The following is a 15,208-nucleotide window of genomic DNA, read 5'->3' as shown; positions in this document are numbered from 1 at the left end:
CCATCTGACGTATCCGTCCCGCCTTGAAGGATCCGGGATGAAGAATGTTGGCGCTTGAGGAAGATGGTTTAAGAGGTGATCTGAGAGGCTGCTCTTGGCTCTAAATCGTCGTAGTCTTCCGGCCATAGACCGAGTAAACGGGCGACAGTTCGGTGCGGCCTTTCACTACGATGCGATCGACTTCCCTTACGTTGAAAAGATGTGAGACCTGTCGCGCTGTCTCCTCGCCGATGAGCAGAGGAACTTCGTAATTTTTTGATGCGCCCTCCAGTCGGGACGCCAGATTGACGGCATCTCCGAGGCACGAATAGTCAAACCGTCGCATCGAACCCATATTGCCGACGACGCACTCACCGGTGTTGATGCCAACGCCCATCGCCAGATAATGTGCGGTGCGATCATTCGCCTTGGCTTCAGCCTCGAGTTCCCTGTTGAGCGACGCGATTGCTTGTTGCATCGCAAGGGCCGCCTCGACAGCGTGCTGTGCGTGTTTCGGATCATCCAAGGGGGCGTTCCAAAACGCCATAATGCAATCGCCCATGAATTTGTCGATGGTTCCTCCATGATCCATGACGACATCCGAAAGCGGCGTCAGAAGACGATTGATCAAAGTCGTAAGTTGTTCCGGATCATCCTTCAGAGTTTCGGCAATGGTTGTGAAGCCTCGGACATCGGAAAACAGGATGGTCAGAACGCGTCGTTCCCCACCAAGACGCAATTGAGCAGGATCGGACGAAAGCCGCTTCACGAGATCCGGCGAGAGATATTGGGAGAAGGCGCGCGTAATCTGTTTCTTGTTTCGCCGCTCCTCGGCATAGTCGAACGCTGCTTGTCCGATTGCAACGGAAGCAAAAGCAATCGATGCCGCGACAGGTGAGATGAAAATGTGCTCCAGCCTCACGGCAAGATAGCTGGCAGCGACGAAAACAATGCCCGCACCTAACGCTGCCCAAACCGTCCAGCCGCCAGTGCTGCGCAGAACCGTCACAGCAGCAAAGGCAATCGCAGCCAGAAGGCAGAGGACGGACGTGACCGTACTACCTCTTGCGATCGCCAGATTGTGACGCAAGTTGTCGAAGATGGTGGCCTGTATCTCAACGCCTGACACGAGTTTGCCCGTGTGGACTGTATAGGCAGTCGCGAATGCGTCTGCACCGCCTTTGTCAATCGACGGTGCATTCTGCAAGCTGAGGCCGACCAAAACGACACGGTCCTTGAAGATGCCCTTTGGCAAGAAATTTTGCGGGTCGAGAGCCTGATAATAGGAAACCGTTGGATAGGTTCTGGCCGGTCCGAAGGTTTGAACCAAGGCAGCTGTCGCGTTTCCATAGGCTTGATTGTCCGCAATCGATGCAAGTACGCGCGCAAAGCCATCGTCATACTTCGGGATGGTGCGGAATACGCCATCGCGGCTAAGATCGATCGAGGCAATGCCAGCCTTTGCGCCCGCCGCCGTAAAATCGGCAAGTGGCAAAGCGCGTATAGTCTGGTCTGCCTGCGGGGTGGGGATAGTGGTTTCGTCCCCTGCAAGAACCACATCTGACCTCACTGCGGCAGTCATTGCAGCGTCATTGCCTGGTGTCGATGGCTCCGCCATGATGATGTCAAGTCCGATCGCCTTCGCCCCGGACGCTCGCAACTGCTCAATCAAACGCGCATGCAGAGATCTTGGCCATGGCCATTGCACGTTCAGGGCAGACAACGACGGTTCGTCGATTGCAACGATGACGGGCGCATCATCCGGCAAATCTGGCAGGTTGATCGTCGAAATGAGATCGAAGCTTCGAAGCTCCAGCAGTTCCCAAGCGGGCAGTCTTGAGAGAGCGATGATCATGATGAAGACCGCAACGCAGACGATCAACAGTCTTAGATGCCGCGAACGCAGGAGCTTGTGGCTTTGCCGTAGCTCCGCAAGCTGGTGTGACGCCCTCAGCATTTCAGAAACGAACCTTCAGCGTTCCCTTGAAGACGCGTCCCCAGCCGTTGAAATCCGAGGAAACCTTGAACTTTTCATCCAGCAGATTGTAAGCTGCGGCTTCAAGCGCGAACCTCTTGTCGAGCGGCTCCCAGATAAGGCTTGCGTCGAGCGTCCAGTAATCATCCAGTTTCTGTCCGCCGACATCGCCATACCGCTTCCCGACGGAATTTGCGGCAACGGTAGCGCGGATGTTTGCTTCGTTCACCCATGTGAGAGCAACCTGTGCCGAATTCTTGGGAAGGAAGACGATGTCGCGGCCGAATGTGGCGCTGGCGGGATCCCTGTCATCAGAGGCCGTAAGAGCATACGTCGCGGAAAGACCGAAACCGTGGCTAAGCGCTACGTTTGTTGTGAAGGATACGCGGTCCGCCTCAGCCTTCCTTGACTCGAATGAAGAGCGGATGATGATGTCGTTGATCGATAGATCACGGAAGCGCTGGTGTTGATAATCGACTGTGGTAAAGAGCCAATCGTTCCATTCCGCATCCCATCGCGCCGAGAATGTATCTGAATAGCCTTCGACGCCGATACCAAATTCATTTGGCTGCATGCCGAGGATGCCGATCGGGCCAAGCGTGGGTGTTCCGGTGTCTGTCCCCTGTCGAATATACCCAACCCTGAGCCAGTGACCTGACACGGGTGACCAGCCGAGCCCAATGCGCGGCTCCAGCCGTGTAAAATCAGTGACATCGCCTTGCAGAAGCGTTCCGAAAAGGCCGTACTCGGCCTTGAGGTCTGGCGTTATCTCATGCAGCAGATCGACATAAGCGCGGCCATAGGTTTCATCGCCTTCGGTTGTTGTCGTTCCGACTGGGATTCCCACAATAGAAGAGGAGCTTATGCTCTTGTCGTGAATAATCCCGCCTTCGATGCCGTAGCGCCAAGTCAGGTCGTCGTCGCCGAGCGTATGATTGACGGCTGCGACATAGCTTTGCTGTCTGACATTGGCTTGCGCGCCAATTGCTGCTGGTAAAGCTACGGTCTGATCCAGGGTGGTATCCAGAGCGCTGTAGAAGACAGCTGCATTCACTACGTCCCGGTAGCCGAATGTATGGCTCCATCCAAGACCAGCGGTCGTGAACTTGTTGTCGAGACCGTAGATGACGCCAGCAAAGGGGACGACGCCCGGAACGGGAATATTGAAATCAAACTTGGAGTCAGAGTGATTGATATAGCCGACGACCCGATCATCCGGGCTGACGGTCGCCGTCAAATATGCGTTTCCGCCGAGAATTTTTGTATTTGAATCGACATCAAGCGCGCCAAGGCCTCGGTCAAACTCCCGGCTCGTATCCGGTGTTTTTTCCCACCGGAAGTTTGCATACCCACTGACGGGAACGGGCGTATTGGAAAAACCCTGAATTTCGGCCTCTCCGATCAATCCCGCCTTGCTGCCAACAAGCGTCGTGCCGACACCCAATGAGCCTTCCAGAAAGGGCTGCCGCAAAAGATTGGCTGAGCGCGAACGACCGGAAATCATGTGCGGATCGAACATCAGGCCCTGAATGAGCGAGGAGAAAGATGCGCTGTTCTGCCGATTGTTGATGACGCTGTCGCCATAAAGAAACGAGTTGGCGAGCGGATTGACGTTGCCGCGAAGAGACTGGTCGATGTAAGAGCTGCCGCTGAAAGGATCAAAGACCACATCGCCGTAATATTGCCCCCAGGCGTCGAGACCCTGCAGGCGAAAGGCATTATTAAGCGTCGAACCCGCATCCTGATTGGCGCCCAACGAGGTATAGTTACCGCCTCTTGCCCTCGTTCGGCGCAAATATTCTTGCGCATTGCGGATTGCGCCATCCGCATCGTAGCTGTCTATGGCCAGAGCGGTTCTGAAGGATGAGATCACTGGGTCGTTCTTGTCGAGCCGATCGGCATTGTCCAGTGCCTGGTTTGAAGGTTCGCGATCTTTGTTCTCGTAGTGGGCTGCCGCCAGCAGAAGCTGCGCCTGCGAATAGGCCGGGTTGGCAGTCGCTGCCGCAAGTAGGTCGTCTACTGCCTTTTCGGTCTGGTCAGTTTGCAGGTAATACCGTCCTCTGGCCAGGAGGGCTACGGCAAAAGCCGGGTCGGCCTCCAGCGCCTTATCAATCTCCTGTTTTGCTTCTTTGACCCTCGATTGATCGAGAAGAAACACAGCTAAATTGGCATGGCCGATCGGATCGTCGGGATCAAGTTCCACGGAGCGCCGTAGAGCTGCCTCCGCTTCTCGGGATGCACCTCTCTCGGCCTGGAGCAGACCAAGGTCGTTCCAGGACATGGCGTCACCCGGCGCGATTGCAATCGATCTGTTGAGATCGCTTAGAGCGCCGTTCAGATCACCTTGGAAGTCGCTTTTGTATCGGGCGCGCGCCTGAAGCGCATTGGGCTCGTCAGGATCGAGCGATAGGGATCGATCAATTGCCTCGCGCATCTGAACGCGATCATTGATGAGTTGCGCGAGCATGGAGCGCAAGGCGGGAAGCGTTGCATCGGACGGGTAGCGCGCTTCCGCGTCCTTGATCGTCTTAATGGCTGCCGGAATATCCTGAAGGAAACCGGAAGTGTAGGCCTTCATGACAGACGCATAGGGGCCAGTGACATGCGACGGCGGCTTCTCCTGGCGGTTTGGATCTGCAAGCGAGCGAGCATAATAGGCGCCATACGCCGCAATACTGCGTCGCCTCGAGTCCAGCCCGGCTTGAGCCTTTTGGAAGAGCTTTGCCGCCTCTCCATAATTTTTTCGAGCTCCCGCCACTAGAGCCTCAATCAACGCGATCCGCGCTTTTTGGCGTGAAGACAAAGGCCGGCTCAGCGCGATGCGGAGCGATTGTAGCGCGGCGTCTTTTCCGTCGAACGTCAGTTGAACTTCGGCAAGCGTGATCCAGTCTTCCGTTGACCGCGCCGTTTCAGGAAGCGCGCCAAGCCGTGCGCGTTCGCGGCGCATCTCTTGGATTGGCAAGGGGGAGGCGGGCATGAACGTAAAGCCGCTTCGCAACGTCAGATAAAAAAGCATCTGTTCGTGGTCATCGGGCGCAACGATGATCAGTTTGCGTGGTGCCTGGCCAATTGTTGCAACGGCCGCTTCTCCCTGCGCAACCTGCACGCTGCCATGCTCGTTCTTGAATTCGACATGGCCTTCCAGCACGATCAGAGAGGTTTGATCTCCTTTAACGGTCAAGGTCCAGTCGGTGCCGCGAATGGCAGCCGCGGCAGCTGGCGTCTCGACCGTCAGGCCGGAGCCTCCGCGCTGCGCGCGGGCCCACATGCTGCCGGATTGAAGGTTGAGGATGGTATCGCCGCTCGATGCCATCTGCTTGACCTGCAGAGAGGAATTCCTGCCGAGTCGGACTTGTGTGTGATCGGCAAAAAGAATGGCCAGTTGGCCGGTCGCGTTGGTGCGAAGCGTATCGCCGCCGAGAAGATCCTGATGAAGCTCGACGTTGCGCCAGTCGGACAAGTCGACGAAGCGCACCTCTTCACCAGACTTGCGGTCAATAACAGAGCCGGATGGCGATGAAATTCTCTGGATTGGATCGGCTTCTGCGGGCGTCGCCGATGTGACAGCCAACAGCAATAGCACGATGCCCCCGCATCTGTACTTCATGTCTCAAGTCCCCCAGTAGTAATCTCCTGAAGTTTGCTTGGCGCAATGTCAATATCAGAGTATTCGAATATGAAATTTTAGTAGAGGCGTGTATTGTCGGCTACACTTCTTGGGGGCACGGGGAAGGACAATGACGGATTTTAGTCAGTCAGACGAGCTGATGGTAAGCGAACCTACCAAAGCTGGCATCAACTCGGCCTATTTCGATCACATAAAAAAGATCAACGATGTCTTCTATGATCAGATAAAGCTTTCGGATCAAAAGGCTGCTTATATATTTACATTCATGCTCGCATTCCTCGTCAGCTCAAGCGAGGGAAGAGCGGTTTTCACTGTTAATCGTTACCTTGGTGCGACCGCTCAGGGAATGGTCCTTTCCGCCATTTTGGCGACGGCATCGATCCTTTGTATTCTTGCAGCAATCCTCGTTGTTCTACCGCGCCATGTCTCCAAATCAACGTCACTCTTCTGGGGCGCCTGGCCAAAATTGCGCCAGGGTTTTCTGGATGCGGCTTACAATGCGGATCGAGATTACCTGTTTTCGCAGTATGTCGATAACGCCGACATTCTCTCGGGGATCGCTAGAAGCAAATACCGATGTGTCGTCTTTGCTTTCCGAGCTCTCATGGTAACCGTAGTGTCGTATGTGCTGCTTCTTGTGCTGATATAGCTGCCTATGCATGACGTCTTCGCGCGCGCTTGGATATTCACAGATTATCCGCGCCTGCTAATTGCCGGGGCTGCGGCGCGGGCGTGGTTTCTTGGAAGGCTCTGCCGTTCTGCTTTTGTCGCTCGCACTTCTCGCAGCGAACCGTTCCAAGACGAGGCCGACCTTACCTGGAGAGAAGACATCGCCCAACAGCAAGTAGGCGGCGCCAAACAGCGCGCTGTCCTCGGTCTCTGTTGAAAGAACGATGGTAAGGTCGCGCGTCGCGAGCGGCAGGCAGCGCTGGTATACGAGTTCGCGAATGCCTGACAGCAATAGCTCGCCGCCTTGCGCCAGGGTTCCGCCGACGACGATAAGGCTTGGATTGATGATGCTGACGACGTCGGAAATCACTTCGCCAATCGTGCGTCCAGCGGCCCGCAACAACATAAGTGCTTCAGGAATCCGTTGTTGAGCGAGATTGATCACATCACGAGCGTTTTCAGCGGGAATGCCGAGTGCCGAAAGATCCCTGGCTACCGCCCAGCCTGCCGCACGCGCTTCGACGCAGCCGAACTTGCCGCAACGACAGAGCGGGGCGTCTTCAGATAGAAACTGAATGTGACCTATATCGCCGGCGGCTCCCTGGGCGCCACGAAACAACCGGCCACCGCTCATCATACCGCTGCCGATGCCGGTGCCGATTTTCACGAAAAGCATGTCTTCAGCGGGGGGAAAGCGCCGTTTATGTTCGAAGATCGTCATCAGGTTCACGTCGTTTTCGACGTAAACCGGCACTGAAAATCGTTGCGTCAAGCGTCCGATAATATCGAACTCGTCCCATCCGGTCAGAACCGAGGGCCCGACGACAAGGCCCCGCTTGAAATCGACGGGCGTTGGTAAACTAAGACTGATGCCAGTGAACAATCCATGGGTCTGCTGCGCCTGTCGTGCTAGCGCTTCAAATGCATCCTCCATCTGCTTGAGGATCGAATTCGGCCCTTGATCGACAGAAAAGGACAGGGTCGATTGCGCGATAATTGCCGGACCGAGATCCATTGCCGCAACGTGAATGTGGGTCTCACCGATGTTGGCGACCAATAAAAAGCCGCTCGCTGGGTCGACGGCCAATGTTCTCGTTGGCCGCCCGCCGCTCGGCAAGGTCTTTTCGGTTTCGCGCACCAGCTGGCTTTCCAGCAAGGCATTGAGGCGTTGGGTGACTGTGGCTCGCGACAGCCCGGAAAAGTTTAGTAGTTCTGCACGTGACGATGCTAATCCTGTCGCAATGAGCGACAAAATCTCTCCTGCGCCTTCGAGCGTCGATCGGGAATGAGTTTGCCTTCGACGTGCCATTGCAACTCCTATCGTTCCTCCGCTTTAGCGGCAACCGGAGAAGAGATAAAGCGACCTGCAGAAATAAAGTATTCGAGATAACTTATGTATTTTTTTAAACATAAGATTGCCAATCTCTGTTCGATGAAGATAAATGTGGAGCCTCTTCAACTATGGAGCGCTCTTGGCACATTATCTCATCGGTCTCGATTTCGGATCAGAATCGGCGCGCGGCGTCTTGATAGACGTGGGCACAGGGCAGCAGGTGGCCGAGCGTATCTGTGCTTATAAGCACGGTATCATAACGCAGTCGTTGCCGGACGGAACGTCGCTGCCACCGGCGTTTTTTCTGCAGGATCCCCATGATTATCTGCAAGCAGCTCGCGACATTCTGACAACGCTCGGCGAGGGGCGGATCGTCGATGGCATTGGCATTGGCTTTACGGCCAGTTCACCTCTTCCGGCACGATCTGACGGTGAGCCGCTGTCGCAATTCTATCCCAGCGAGCCGCATGCATACGTCAAGCTCTGGAAGCACAACGCACAGATCTATGCCGATCGGATCAACGCACAACCGTCCCCCTATTTCCAAAATTTCGGCGGGCGTGTATCGGGCGAATGGCTGCTTGCAAAGGCCGCTCAGATTGCTGATGAGGCACCTTCTGTCTGGGCTGAAACCGAGCGCTTTATCGAGGCCGGCGATTGGCTCGTCTGGCAGTTGACCGGCCAGGAGGCGCGGGGCCTGGGTTTTGCTGCCTATAAAGCACAGTTTTCCTCGGAAACAGGCTATCCGGAGGACGTCGTGCCGGGTCTTGTCCCCCGACTTTCGAGGCCATTGGCAGTCGGGTCGCGGGCAGGATCGCTCACGCAGTACTGGCGTGGGATGACTGGAATAGAAGGAGATGCTTCCGTTGCCGTCGCTGTCATCGACTCCCACGTAATGCTGGCCGCAGTTGGCGCTGTCTCGCAAGGCTGCTTCGTTGGCGCTCTTGGGACCTCGGCAGCTTATCTCTACCTCAGTGACGCCTATAAGCCCTTGCCGCCGGGCATTGAGGGCTTCGCCTTTAATGGCTCCATGCGCAATATCTGGTGCTATGAGGCAGGCCAGCCGAGTTTCGGCGATACGCTCGCTTGGTTCGTTCGCACATTTCCGCGAGGCGCCGACATGGCAAGCAGCTTTAAACGCTACAATGAAGACGCCGCGAGCCTTGGTCCCGCGGCAGGGCGCATGGTTGCGCTCGATTGGCTCGGCGGCAATCGGGTGCCATTTGCTGACGGTAATCTCTCAGGTCTTCTCGCTGGTCTCAGCCGGCAAACAACAGCCGCCGAAATTTACCAGGCTTTGATGGAAAGCCTCTGCTTTGGCGCACGCATGGTGTTCGATCTGTTTCCGCAAGGTGGACTTCAGCCTGAGCGCGTGCTTATGGCAAGCGGCTTGGTACGCACCAATCCTCTCTTGATCCAGATCATGACAGATGTCTTTGATCGTCCGATTGAAGTGCCGGAGATCGCCAATATTACGGCAGTCGGTGCCGCGATACATGGTGCGGTCGCCAGTGGCGTGGTCGTAGACTATGTCGAAGGCGCAGCCCGTTTCGGAGCGAGGAACCTTATGCGCTTTGAGCCACGACGGACCAGTTCTGATATCTATCAATCTGTCTATGCCGTCTATCGAGACTTGGCAGGCCAGCAAGACATCCATTCCGTCATGCATTCCCTCAAGGATCTTCCAGCAGTGTAATTTACGATCAGCCAAGGCTGTTTTGTATAAAAATACTCAAAATAACTGCCTAATTAATTTGACTTTATGCAAAATCGATGAGTTAATCATCCTGGCCTTTGAGGAGAGGCTTGCCGGACGGGCTCCAGCGCCTAGAGGCATTGCACATTCGGGAGGAATTCATGTCGTTTTATCGGATTCGCGCATACGCTCGTTCGCATGCGTATCGAGCTAGTGTCGGTGCTTGCGGTCTTATGCTTGGTTTGGCCATCGCACCCGGCATGGCTGGAGCGCAAGACGTCATCGTCGGTCTCGTCACCAAGACCGAAGTCAATCCCTTCTTCGTCAAGATGCGGCAGGCGGCTGAAGAGCGCGCCAAGGAGAAGGGCGTGAAATTGATCGCCCGAGCCGGTAAGTTCGACGGTGACAACGAGGGGCAAGTTGCAGCCATCGAGGCATTGATCAGTGCGGGTGCCAAAGGCATCCTTGTAACACCGAATAATTCGTCCGGCATGTTGAGCGTTATTAAGAAGGCTCGTGACGCTGGCGTTCTGGTCATTGCTCTCGATACGGCGACCGACCCGGCTGAAGCAGTCGATGCCACCTTCGCCACAGACAATTTTGAAGCCGGTGTGCAGCAAGGTGCTTACGCGCGCAAAGCAATGGGCGACAAAAAGGCTATCGTCGCCATGCTTGACGGTACGCCCGGAGGCACAGTCGATACGTTCCGCCACGATGGATACCTGAAAGGCTTTGGTCTCGAAGCGAATTCCCCCTCCATTGCAGGTTCGGCGATCACGAATGGCGCGCAGGACAAAGCCCAGATCGGTATGGAAAACCTCCTATCGAAGAATGGCGACATCAATGCTGTCTACACGATCAACGAGCCAGCAGCGGCTGGCGCCTATGCAGCGCTAAAGTCCTTCGGCAAGGAAGGCGACGTTATGCTGACTTCGATCGACGGCGGATGTGCAGGTGTACGCGACGTCAAGGCTGGCAAGATTGCCGCCACCGTCATGCAGTTCCCTTACAAAATGGCGTCCATGGGCGTCGATGCCGTTGTGGAGTACGCGTCGTCTGGGAAGAAACCAAGCGGGTTCGTGAATACCGGCTCTTATCTCATCAGCGATAAGCCCGTTCAGGGGCTGGAATCCAAGGATACCGCCTGGGGACTCAAGAACTGCTGGGGTGACTGAGATGCACCTCTAGCCCTAAAGCGCACCAAGCCGCGGGGCCGATGTCGACTATGGATCCGACTACCGAGAGAGGCGGTCGGATTCCTCTAACGGTCGTACCAGGAATGAGGGTTTCATGGAAAGAGCAGCCGTTTCCACTCCGGACAAGTCGACGAGTTTGAAGACCCGCCTCTTCAACGCGCCCTCGGTTGGGCCGCTGCTGGTTTTGATTGGCTTTTGCCTGATTTTCGCGATCACAAATGAACGTTTCTATGCAACGCATAATTTGTCGATCATCCTTCAGCAGACCGTCATCATCGGCGTTTTGGCCATTGGTCAAACCTTGGTCATTCTTACCGCCGGCATTGATTTGGCTGTTGGTGCAATCTGCGTTCTTGGCACCATCGTTGCCGGCAAATTGACAAACTTGGGCTATGACCCCGTTTTATCGATGGGTTTTGCTGTCCTGCTCTGCACCATATCGGGTTTGGTCGCCGGCAGTCTGGTCAGCGCGCTGAAACTGCCGCCGTTTATCGTGACGCTCGGTATTCTCGGGATTTTGACGGCGGCGCTGCGATTGATTTCGCAGGGCGGTGCATTTGCCGTGCAAGATCCGTTCCTGGCTTGGACCGGAAACACGATGAAGCTGGCGGGCTTCGTGACGACCTATGGCGTCCTCGTCATGTTCGCGCTCTATGGCATTGTCTGGTTTATGCTGAACGAGACGAAATGGGGCCGGCATGTCTATGCGATCGGCAACAACAAGGAGGCGGCACGCCTCGTCGGCATCCCTGTCAATCGTCATCTGGTGTCCGTCTATACGCTTGCAGGACTTGTCTATGGCATTGCCGCCTGGCTCGCCCTCGGTCGCATTCCAAATGCCGATCCAAATGCCATGCAGACCGCCAACCTCGATTCCATCACGGCCGTTGTCATTGGCGGGACAAGCCTGTTTGGCGGCCGCGGTGGATTGGTCGGTACGCTTATTGGAGCCTTGATCATTGGCGTTTTAAGAAATGGTCTCACTCTCGCCGGTATCGATCCGCTTTGGCAGGATCTGGTGACGGGCATTCTGGTCATCGTCGCCGTCGCCTTCGATCAGATGTCGCGGAGGAAAAGCTGATGTCGATGAATACCACCAACTTGGAAGGTCGTTCCTCAGCCGATCAGCCGCCGAGCATCGTCATGGAAGCGCGCAACCTTGTCAAAACTTACGGTCATGTCACGGCTCTTGACGGCGTCGATTTTGAACTGCGCGCCGGGGAGATCCTTGCTGTTGTCGGCGACAACGGTGCCGGCAAGAGCACGCTCATCAAGGCTCTTACTGGAGCAGTGCGGCCAACCAGTGGTGAGATCTTGGTGGACGGGGTCCCAGTGCAATTCAAAGGGCCACTGGAAGCGCGGCAGGCAGGTATAGAAACCGTCTACCAGGATCTCGCTGTCGCACCGGCCCTCGACATTGCTTCCAATCTTTTTCTTGGCCGCGAGTTACGGCGGTCGGGTCTCATGGGAACTCTGTTTCGCCGGCTCGACAAAAAGCGCATGCGCGAAGACGCGCAACGCGCGATGAGCGACCTGAAATTCCGGCTTCCTGCGATTAACAATGCCGTAGAATCCCTGTCGGGGGGACAGCGGCAAGGTGTCGCTGTTGCGCGTGCAGCTCTGTTCGCGCGCAAGCTGGTTATTATGGATGAGCCCACCGCTGCACTCGGCGTTCGGGAAACAGGCCAGGTGCTGGAGCTCATCCGCTCTATTCGCGATCGCGGTCTGGCGGTTGTTCTCATCAGCCACAACATGCCCAACGTCTTCGATATCGCAGACCGCATTCATATCATGCGGCTGGGTCGGCGCGCTGCTGTCGTCACACCTCAAAGTCACTCGATGAATGATGTGGTGGCGATCATGACCGGGGCCGCAAAGGCATGACCTTTTGTCCAGCTCGCCGAGGAGCGGACTGATCATCAATGGAGCTAATGAATGTATCGTCTCGACGAGAAGCTTTCCCGAATTCGTGCCGGTCAATATTCCCGCAGCGACTTCATCATTGCTGATGCCAAGGACGGGGACATGGGTCCCAGTATTACCTCGTGCGGGCCTAAGCGCGAGAAGGACGGCAGTTGGTCTCGTTATTATACGCGACCGGAATTCCTCGAAAACATCCGTGCGATCGTCGAACAGGACATCGTCGATATCATGCTGACGTCCGCTTCCAACATGGAGGCATTGATCGACATGGGCGTTTATCGAGACAGCGCGGTCAAACCCGCCATTCGCGCCAACGACACGACCGATGTGTGGGTGTGCCGTGGTGCCGGATATGTGCGGCATGCATCGCGACCGTTCCGCACTGCGTCTTTGTCGCGTGTCATGACAGGCACCGTTGATCCCGCACCAGGAAAGCCCGTCACCGGGACGGATCTGGGACTTTATTCGATTACATTCAACAATGATCTCGAACGTGATCATCAGGCGCTGGAAGAGTTTGGATCCTTCCGCGACGATGCCGCGCGAAACAACTTCAAATATTTCCTGGAGGTATTCAACCCGAACGTCGAAAGCGGGATCGACGGCGAAAAACTACCATTTTATATCAATGACATGATCATGCGATGCCTGGCAGGCGTCATGAAGGCAGATCGTCCTCAATTCCTGAAGATCCCCTTCAATGGAGCGAAAGCGCTTGATGAACTTGCGTCCTATGATCCAAGTGTTCTCGTGGGCGTGCTGGGAGGCGGTGCGGGGACAACCCGAGATTGCTTTGAGCTTTTGCATCAGGCGGAGCGGTTTGGCGCAAGAGTCGCTCTGTTTGGTCGCAAGATCAATCTTGCGGAAGATCCGCTCGCTATGGTTCGCTTCATGCGCGAAGTTGCATCTGGCACCATAGCGCCAGGCGAAGCCGTCAAGGCCTATCACGCGAGCCTTGAGAAAGGCGGTATAACGCCAATCAGGGAGCTATCGGCCGATAACGTCGTCACCGAAAATGTCCTGAAGCCGGAACAGAGCAAATGATATCCGAGCGCTTCGGAATTTTGACCGGTGGGAGCTGGGTGGTCGATTACAATCGTACCGTCAGCCATTGGCCGGGAGAGGATTCCCTTGCAGAACTCTTGGATGAAGAGCGCCATGGCGGCGGTCCGAGTTGCAATCTTGCCATCGACGTCAAGATACTTGACGCCAGGATTCCAATCGAGACGATTGGTCTTGTGGGAGACGATGATAACGGGCGGTACCTGCTAAGCCTGGCAAAGGGGGCCGGGCTCGACACGCGGCAGATGAAGGTAACGAATGCCGCTGCGACACAGTTTTGCGACGCGTTCGTGTCTCGCGCGTCCCACAGACGAACCCATATTTTTCATTCCGGTGTGGGGGCACTCTTGACGCCGGATCATTTCGATTTCTCCAGCACCCGAATGCGATATTTGCACCTCGGTCTACCAGGCGTGCATCCCCTTCTCGATCGTCCATGGCAAGACGAGCCAAATGGCTGGGTGGCAATCCTTAAGAAGGCACGTGCCGCTGGTCTTCAAACCAATCTCGAGCTTGCGAGCATCGCAAGCGAGTTGATGGCCGCGCTGGTCGCGCCCTGCCTTGACCATCTCGATTTTCTGATCGTCAACGATCGGGAGATTGGGGCCATCGCGGGCTTGGAGACGGTACGGTCTGATGAGACTGATCTCAAAGCTTGTCAGGCAGCCGCACATGTTGTGCTTGCAAGAGGCGCGATGCAAAAGGTTGTCGTTCATTGTCCGACTTTTGCCCTTGCGGTAAGCCGCGATGGGGAGAGCATTACCTTGCCATCAGTCGCCATTCCCGAAACTGAAATTCGCGGCGCAAACGGGGCAGGCGATGCCTTTGCCGCTGGTATGCTCTACGGTATACACGAAGACTGGAGCCTGAAGGCGTGTCTACGCCTTGCTCATGCCGCTGCCGCCGTCTCGTTGCGCAGCGTCACAACGACAGGCGCAATGGTGTCTTGGCAGGAATGCCTTGCCCTCGCTGATCAATGGGGATCCCGCGAGCTGTGACTGGATAATACGATGTTTGGTTTGATGTTAATGTTCGTAAACTCAAACCTTTGCTCGTCGCTTTGCACGTTCAGTAATGACTTCATTGATGAAGATTCGAAAGAATAGAATTATCAATTGCTTATCGCGAACTACGTCTTAAAGCGACGTGTCAAATTTCGGGCGCGAAAGGCCGCCCGACTTCATGGGCCTGCCGTTAAAGGCGAGTTAGTTCGCATTTTATTAAACATATACTGATTTCTTTTCCGCCTAAGCTGACCTGTTTTTCATCTTGACGCGTTGAATCGTCGTCAACAGCGGGAGACAAGACATGACGTCGATGGCAGCAGTTTTAGTAGTCGATGACGAAGCCTTGATCCGCATGGCTCTTGCGGATGCACTGTCTGAGGCCGGTTATGCGGTGATTGAGGCATCCACTGTCCTGGAGGCAGTGGCGGCTCTGGCGCTTCATGAGAATATCCGAACGGTTATCACCGATGTTGATATGCCGGGTCCTCTCCACGGCCTCGACCTTGCAAGGCTTGTGGCAAGTACCATGCCGTTGACCCAGATCGTCGTGGCCTCCGGCCATAATGTCCACGCAAAAGACTTGCCGCTAGGAGCAAGTTTCCTGCCCAAGCCCTACAACATCGATGCACTCGTACGCGATCTTCCGCGATTGAGGGAAAAGGAAGCCGAGGCATTCAGGGCGTCCAATGTTATCCGCCTGGAAAGATTTGTTAGACGATAGGGCTGGCATTGCTGCCAGC

The 15,208-nt window shown here is 55.6% G+C and carries 11 protein-coding genes; 8 read left to right on the top strand and 3 right to left on the bottom strand.

What is annotated here, in order from left to right; all coding sequences use genetic code 11:
• Window positions 1-100: 100 nt before the first annotated feature.
• Window positions 101-1,936 carry a CHASE2 domain-containing protein gene (locus VQ830_RS11925; RefSeq protein WP_337268320.1) on the bottom strand — a complete coding sequence of 612 codons (1,836 nt, stop codon included), beginning with the start codon at window positions 1,934-1,936 and terminating at the stop codon, window positions 101-103.
• Window position 1,937: 1 nt separating this feature from the next.
• Window positions 1,938-5,561, bottom strand: coding sequence for a FecR domain-containing protein (locus tag VQ830_RS11920; RefSeq protein WP_337268319.1), 3,624 nt, complete (start codon window positions 5,559-5,561; stop codon window positions 1,938-1,940).
• A 130-nt stretch (window positions 5,562-5,691) separates the two neighbouring features.
• On the opposite strand from VQ830_RS11920, the gene VQ830_RS11915 reads away from it, so the two are divergent.
• Window positions 5,692-6,231: a Pycsar system effector family protein gene (locus VQ830_RS11915; RefSeq protein ID WP_337268318.1), complete on the top strand. Its 540-nt coding sequence runs from the start codon at window positions 5,692-5,694 to the stop codon at window positions 6,229-6,231.
• A 57-nt stretch (window positions 6,232-6,288) separates the two neighbouring features.
• Here VQ830_RS11915 and VQ830_RS11910 read toward each other — a convergent pair whose 3' ends face one another.
• Window positions 6,289-7,560, bottom strand: coding sequence for an ROK family transcriptional regulator (locus VQ830_RS11910; protein WP_337268317.1), 1,272 nt, complete (start codon window positions 7,558-7,560; stop codon window positions 6,289-6,291).
• Between the two features lie 163 nt (window positions 7,561-7,723).
• Here VQ830_RS11910 and VQ830_RS11905 point away from each other — a divergent pair, with 163 nt between their 5' ends.
• The 7 genes from VQ830_RS11905 (at window position 7,724) to VQ830_RS11875 (ending at window position 15,189) form a co-directional block, all read left to right on the top strand.
• On the top strand, window positions 7,724-9,280 hold the full coding sequence (locus VQ830_RS11905) for an FGGY-family carbohydrate kinase (RefSeq protein ID WP_337268316.1): 1,557 nt from the start codon (window positions 7,724-7,726) through the stop codon (window positions 9,278-9,280).
• 161 nt (window positions 9,281-9,441) lie between these two features.
• Complete coding sequence (locus tag VQ830_RS11900) at window positions 9,442-10,455, top strand: substrate-binding domain-containing protein (protein WP_337268315.1); 1,014 nt, start codon at window positions 9,442-9,444, stop codon at window positions 10,453-10,455.
• A gap of 115 nt (window positions 10,456-10,570) precedes the next feature.
• Window positions 10,571-11,557 (top strand): ABC transporter permease, encoded by a 987-nt coding sequence (locus VQ830_RS11895; protein WP_337268314.1) that lies wholly within the window; start codon window positions 10,571-10,573, stop codon window positions 11,555-11,557.
• Window positions 11,557-12,360 (top strand): ATP-binding cassette domain-containing protein, encoded by an 804-nt coding sequence (locus tag VQ830_RS11890; protein ID WP_337268313.1) that lies wholly within the window; start codon window positions 11,557-11,559, stop codon window positions 12,358-12,360. The genes VQ830_RS11895 and VQ830_RS11890 overlap by 1 nt, the downstream gene beginning before the upstream one ends.
• Before the next feature lie 51 nt (window positions 12,361-12,411).
• Window positions 12,412-13,443 carry a hypothetical protein gene (locus VQ830_RS11885; protein ID WP_337268312.1) on the top strand — a complete coding sequence of 344 codons (1,032 nt, stop codon included), beginning with the start codon at window positions 12,412-12,414 and terminating at the stop codon, window positions 13,441-13,443.
• The gene (locus VQ830_RS11880; RefSeq protein WP_337268311.1) at window positions 13,440-14,459 is read left to right on the top strand and encodes a carbohydrate kinase family protein; all 1,020 of its coding nucleotides are present in this window, start codon (window positions 13,440-13,442) and stop codon (window positions 14,457-14,459) included. Before VQ830_RS11885 ends, VQ830_RS11880 begins: the two co-directional genes overlap by 4 nt.
• Window positions 14,460-14,769: 310 nt before the next feature.
• Complete coding sequence (locus VQ830_RS11875; protein ID WP_337268310.1) at window positions 14,770-15,189, top strand: response regulator; 420 nt, start codon at window positions 14,770-14,772, stop codon at window positions 15,187-15,189.
• Window positions 15,190-15,208: the final 19 nt, after the last annotated feature.

The sequence above is a fragment of the Oryzifoliimicrobium ureilyticum genome, from assembly GCF_037199735.1.
Lineage (GTDB): Bacteria > Pseudomonadota > Alphaproteobacteria > Rhizobiales > Rhizobiaceae > Rhizobium > Rhizobium ureilyticus.
This window is presented reverse-complemented; position numbering and strand designations above follow the sequence as displayed.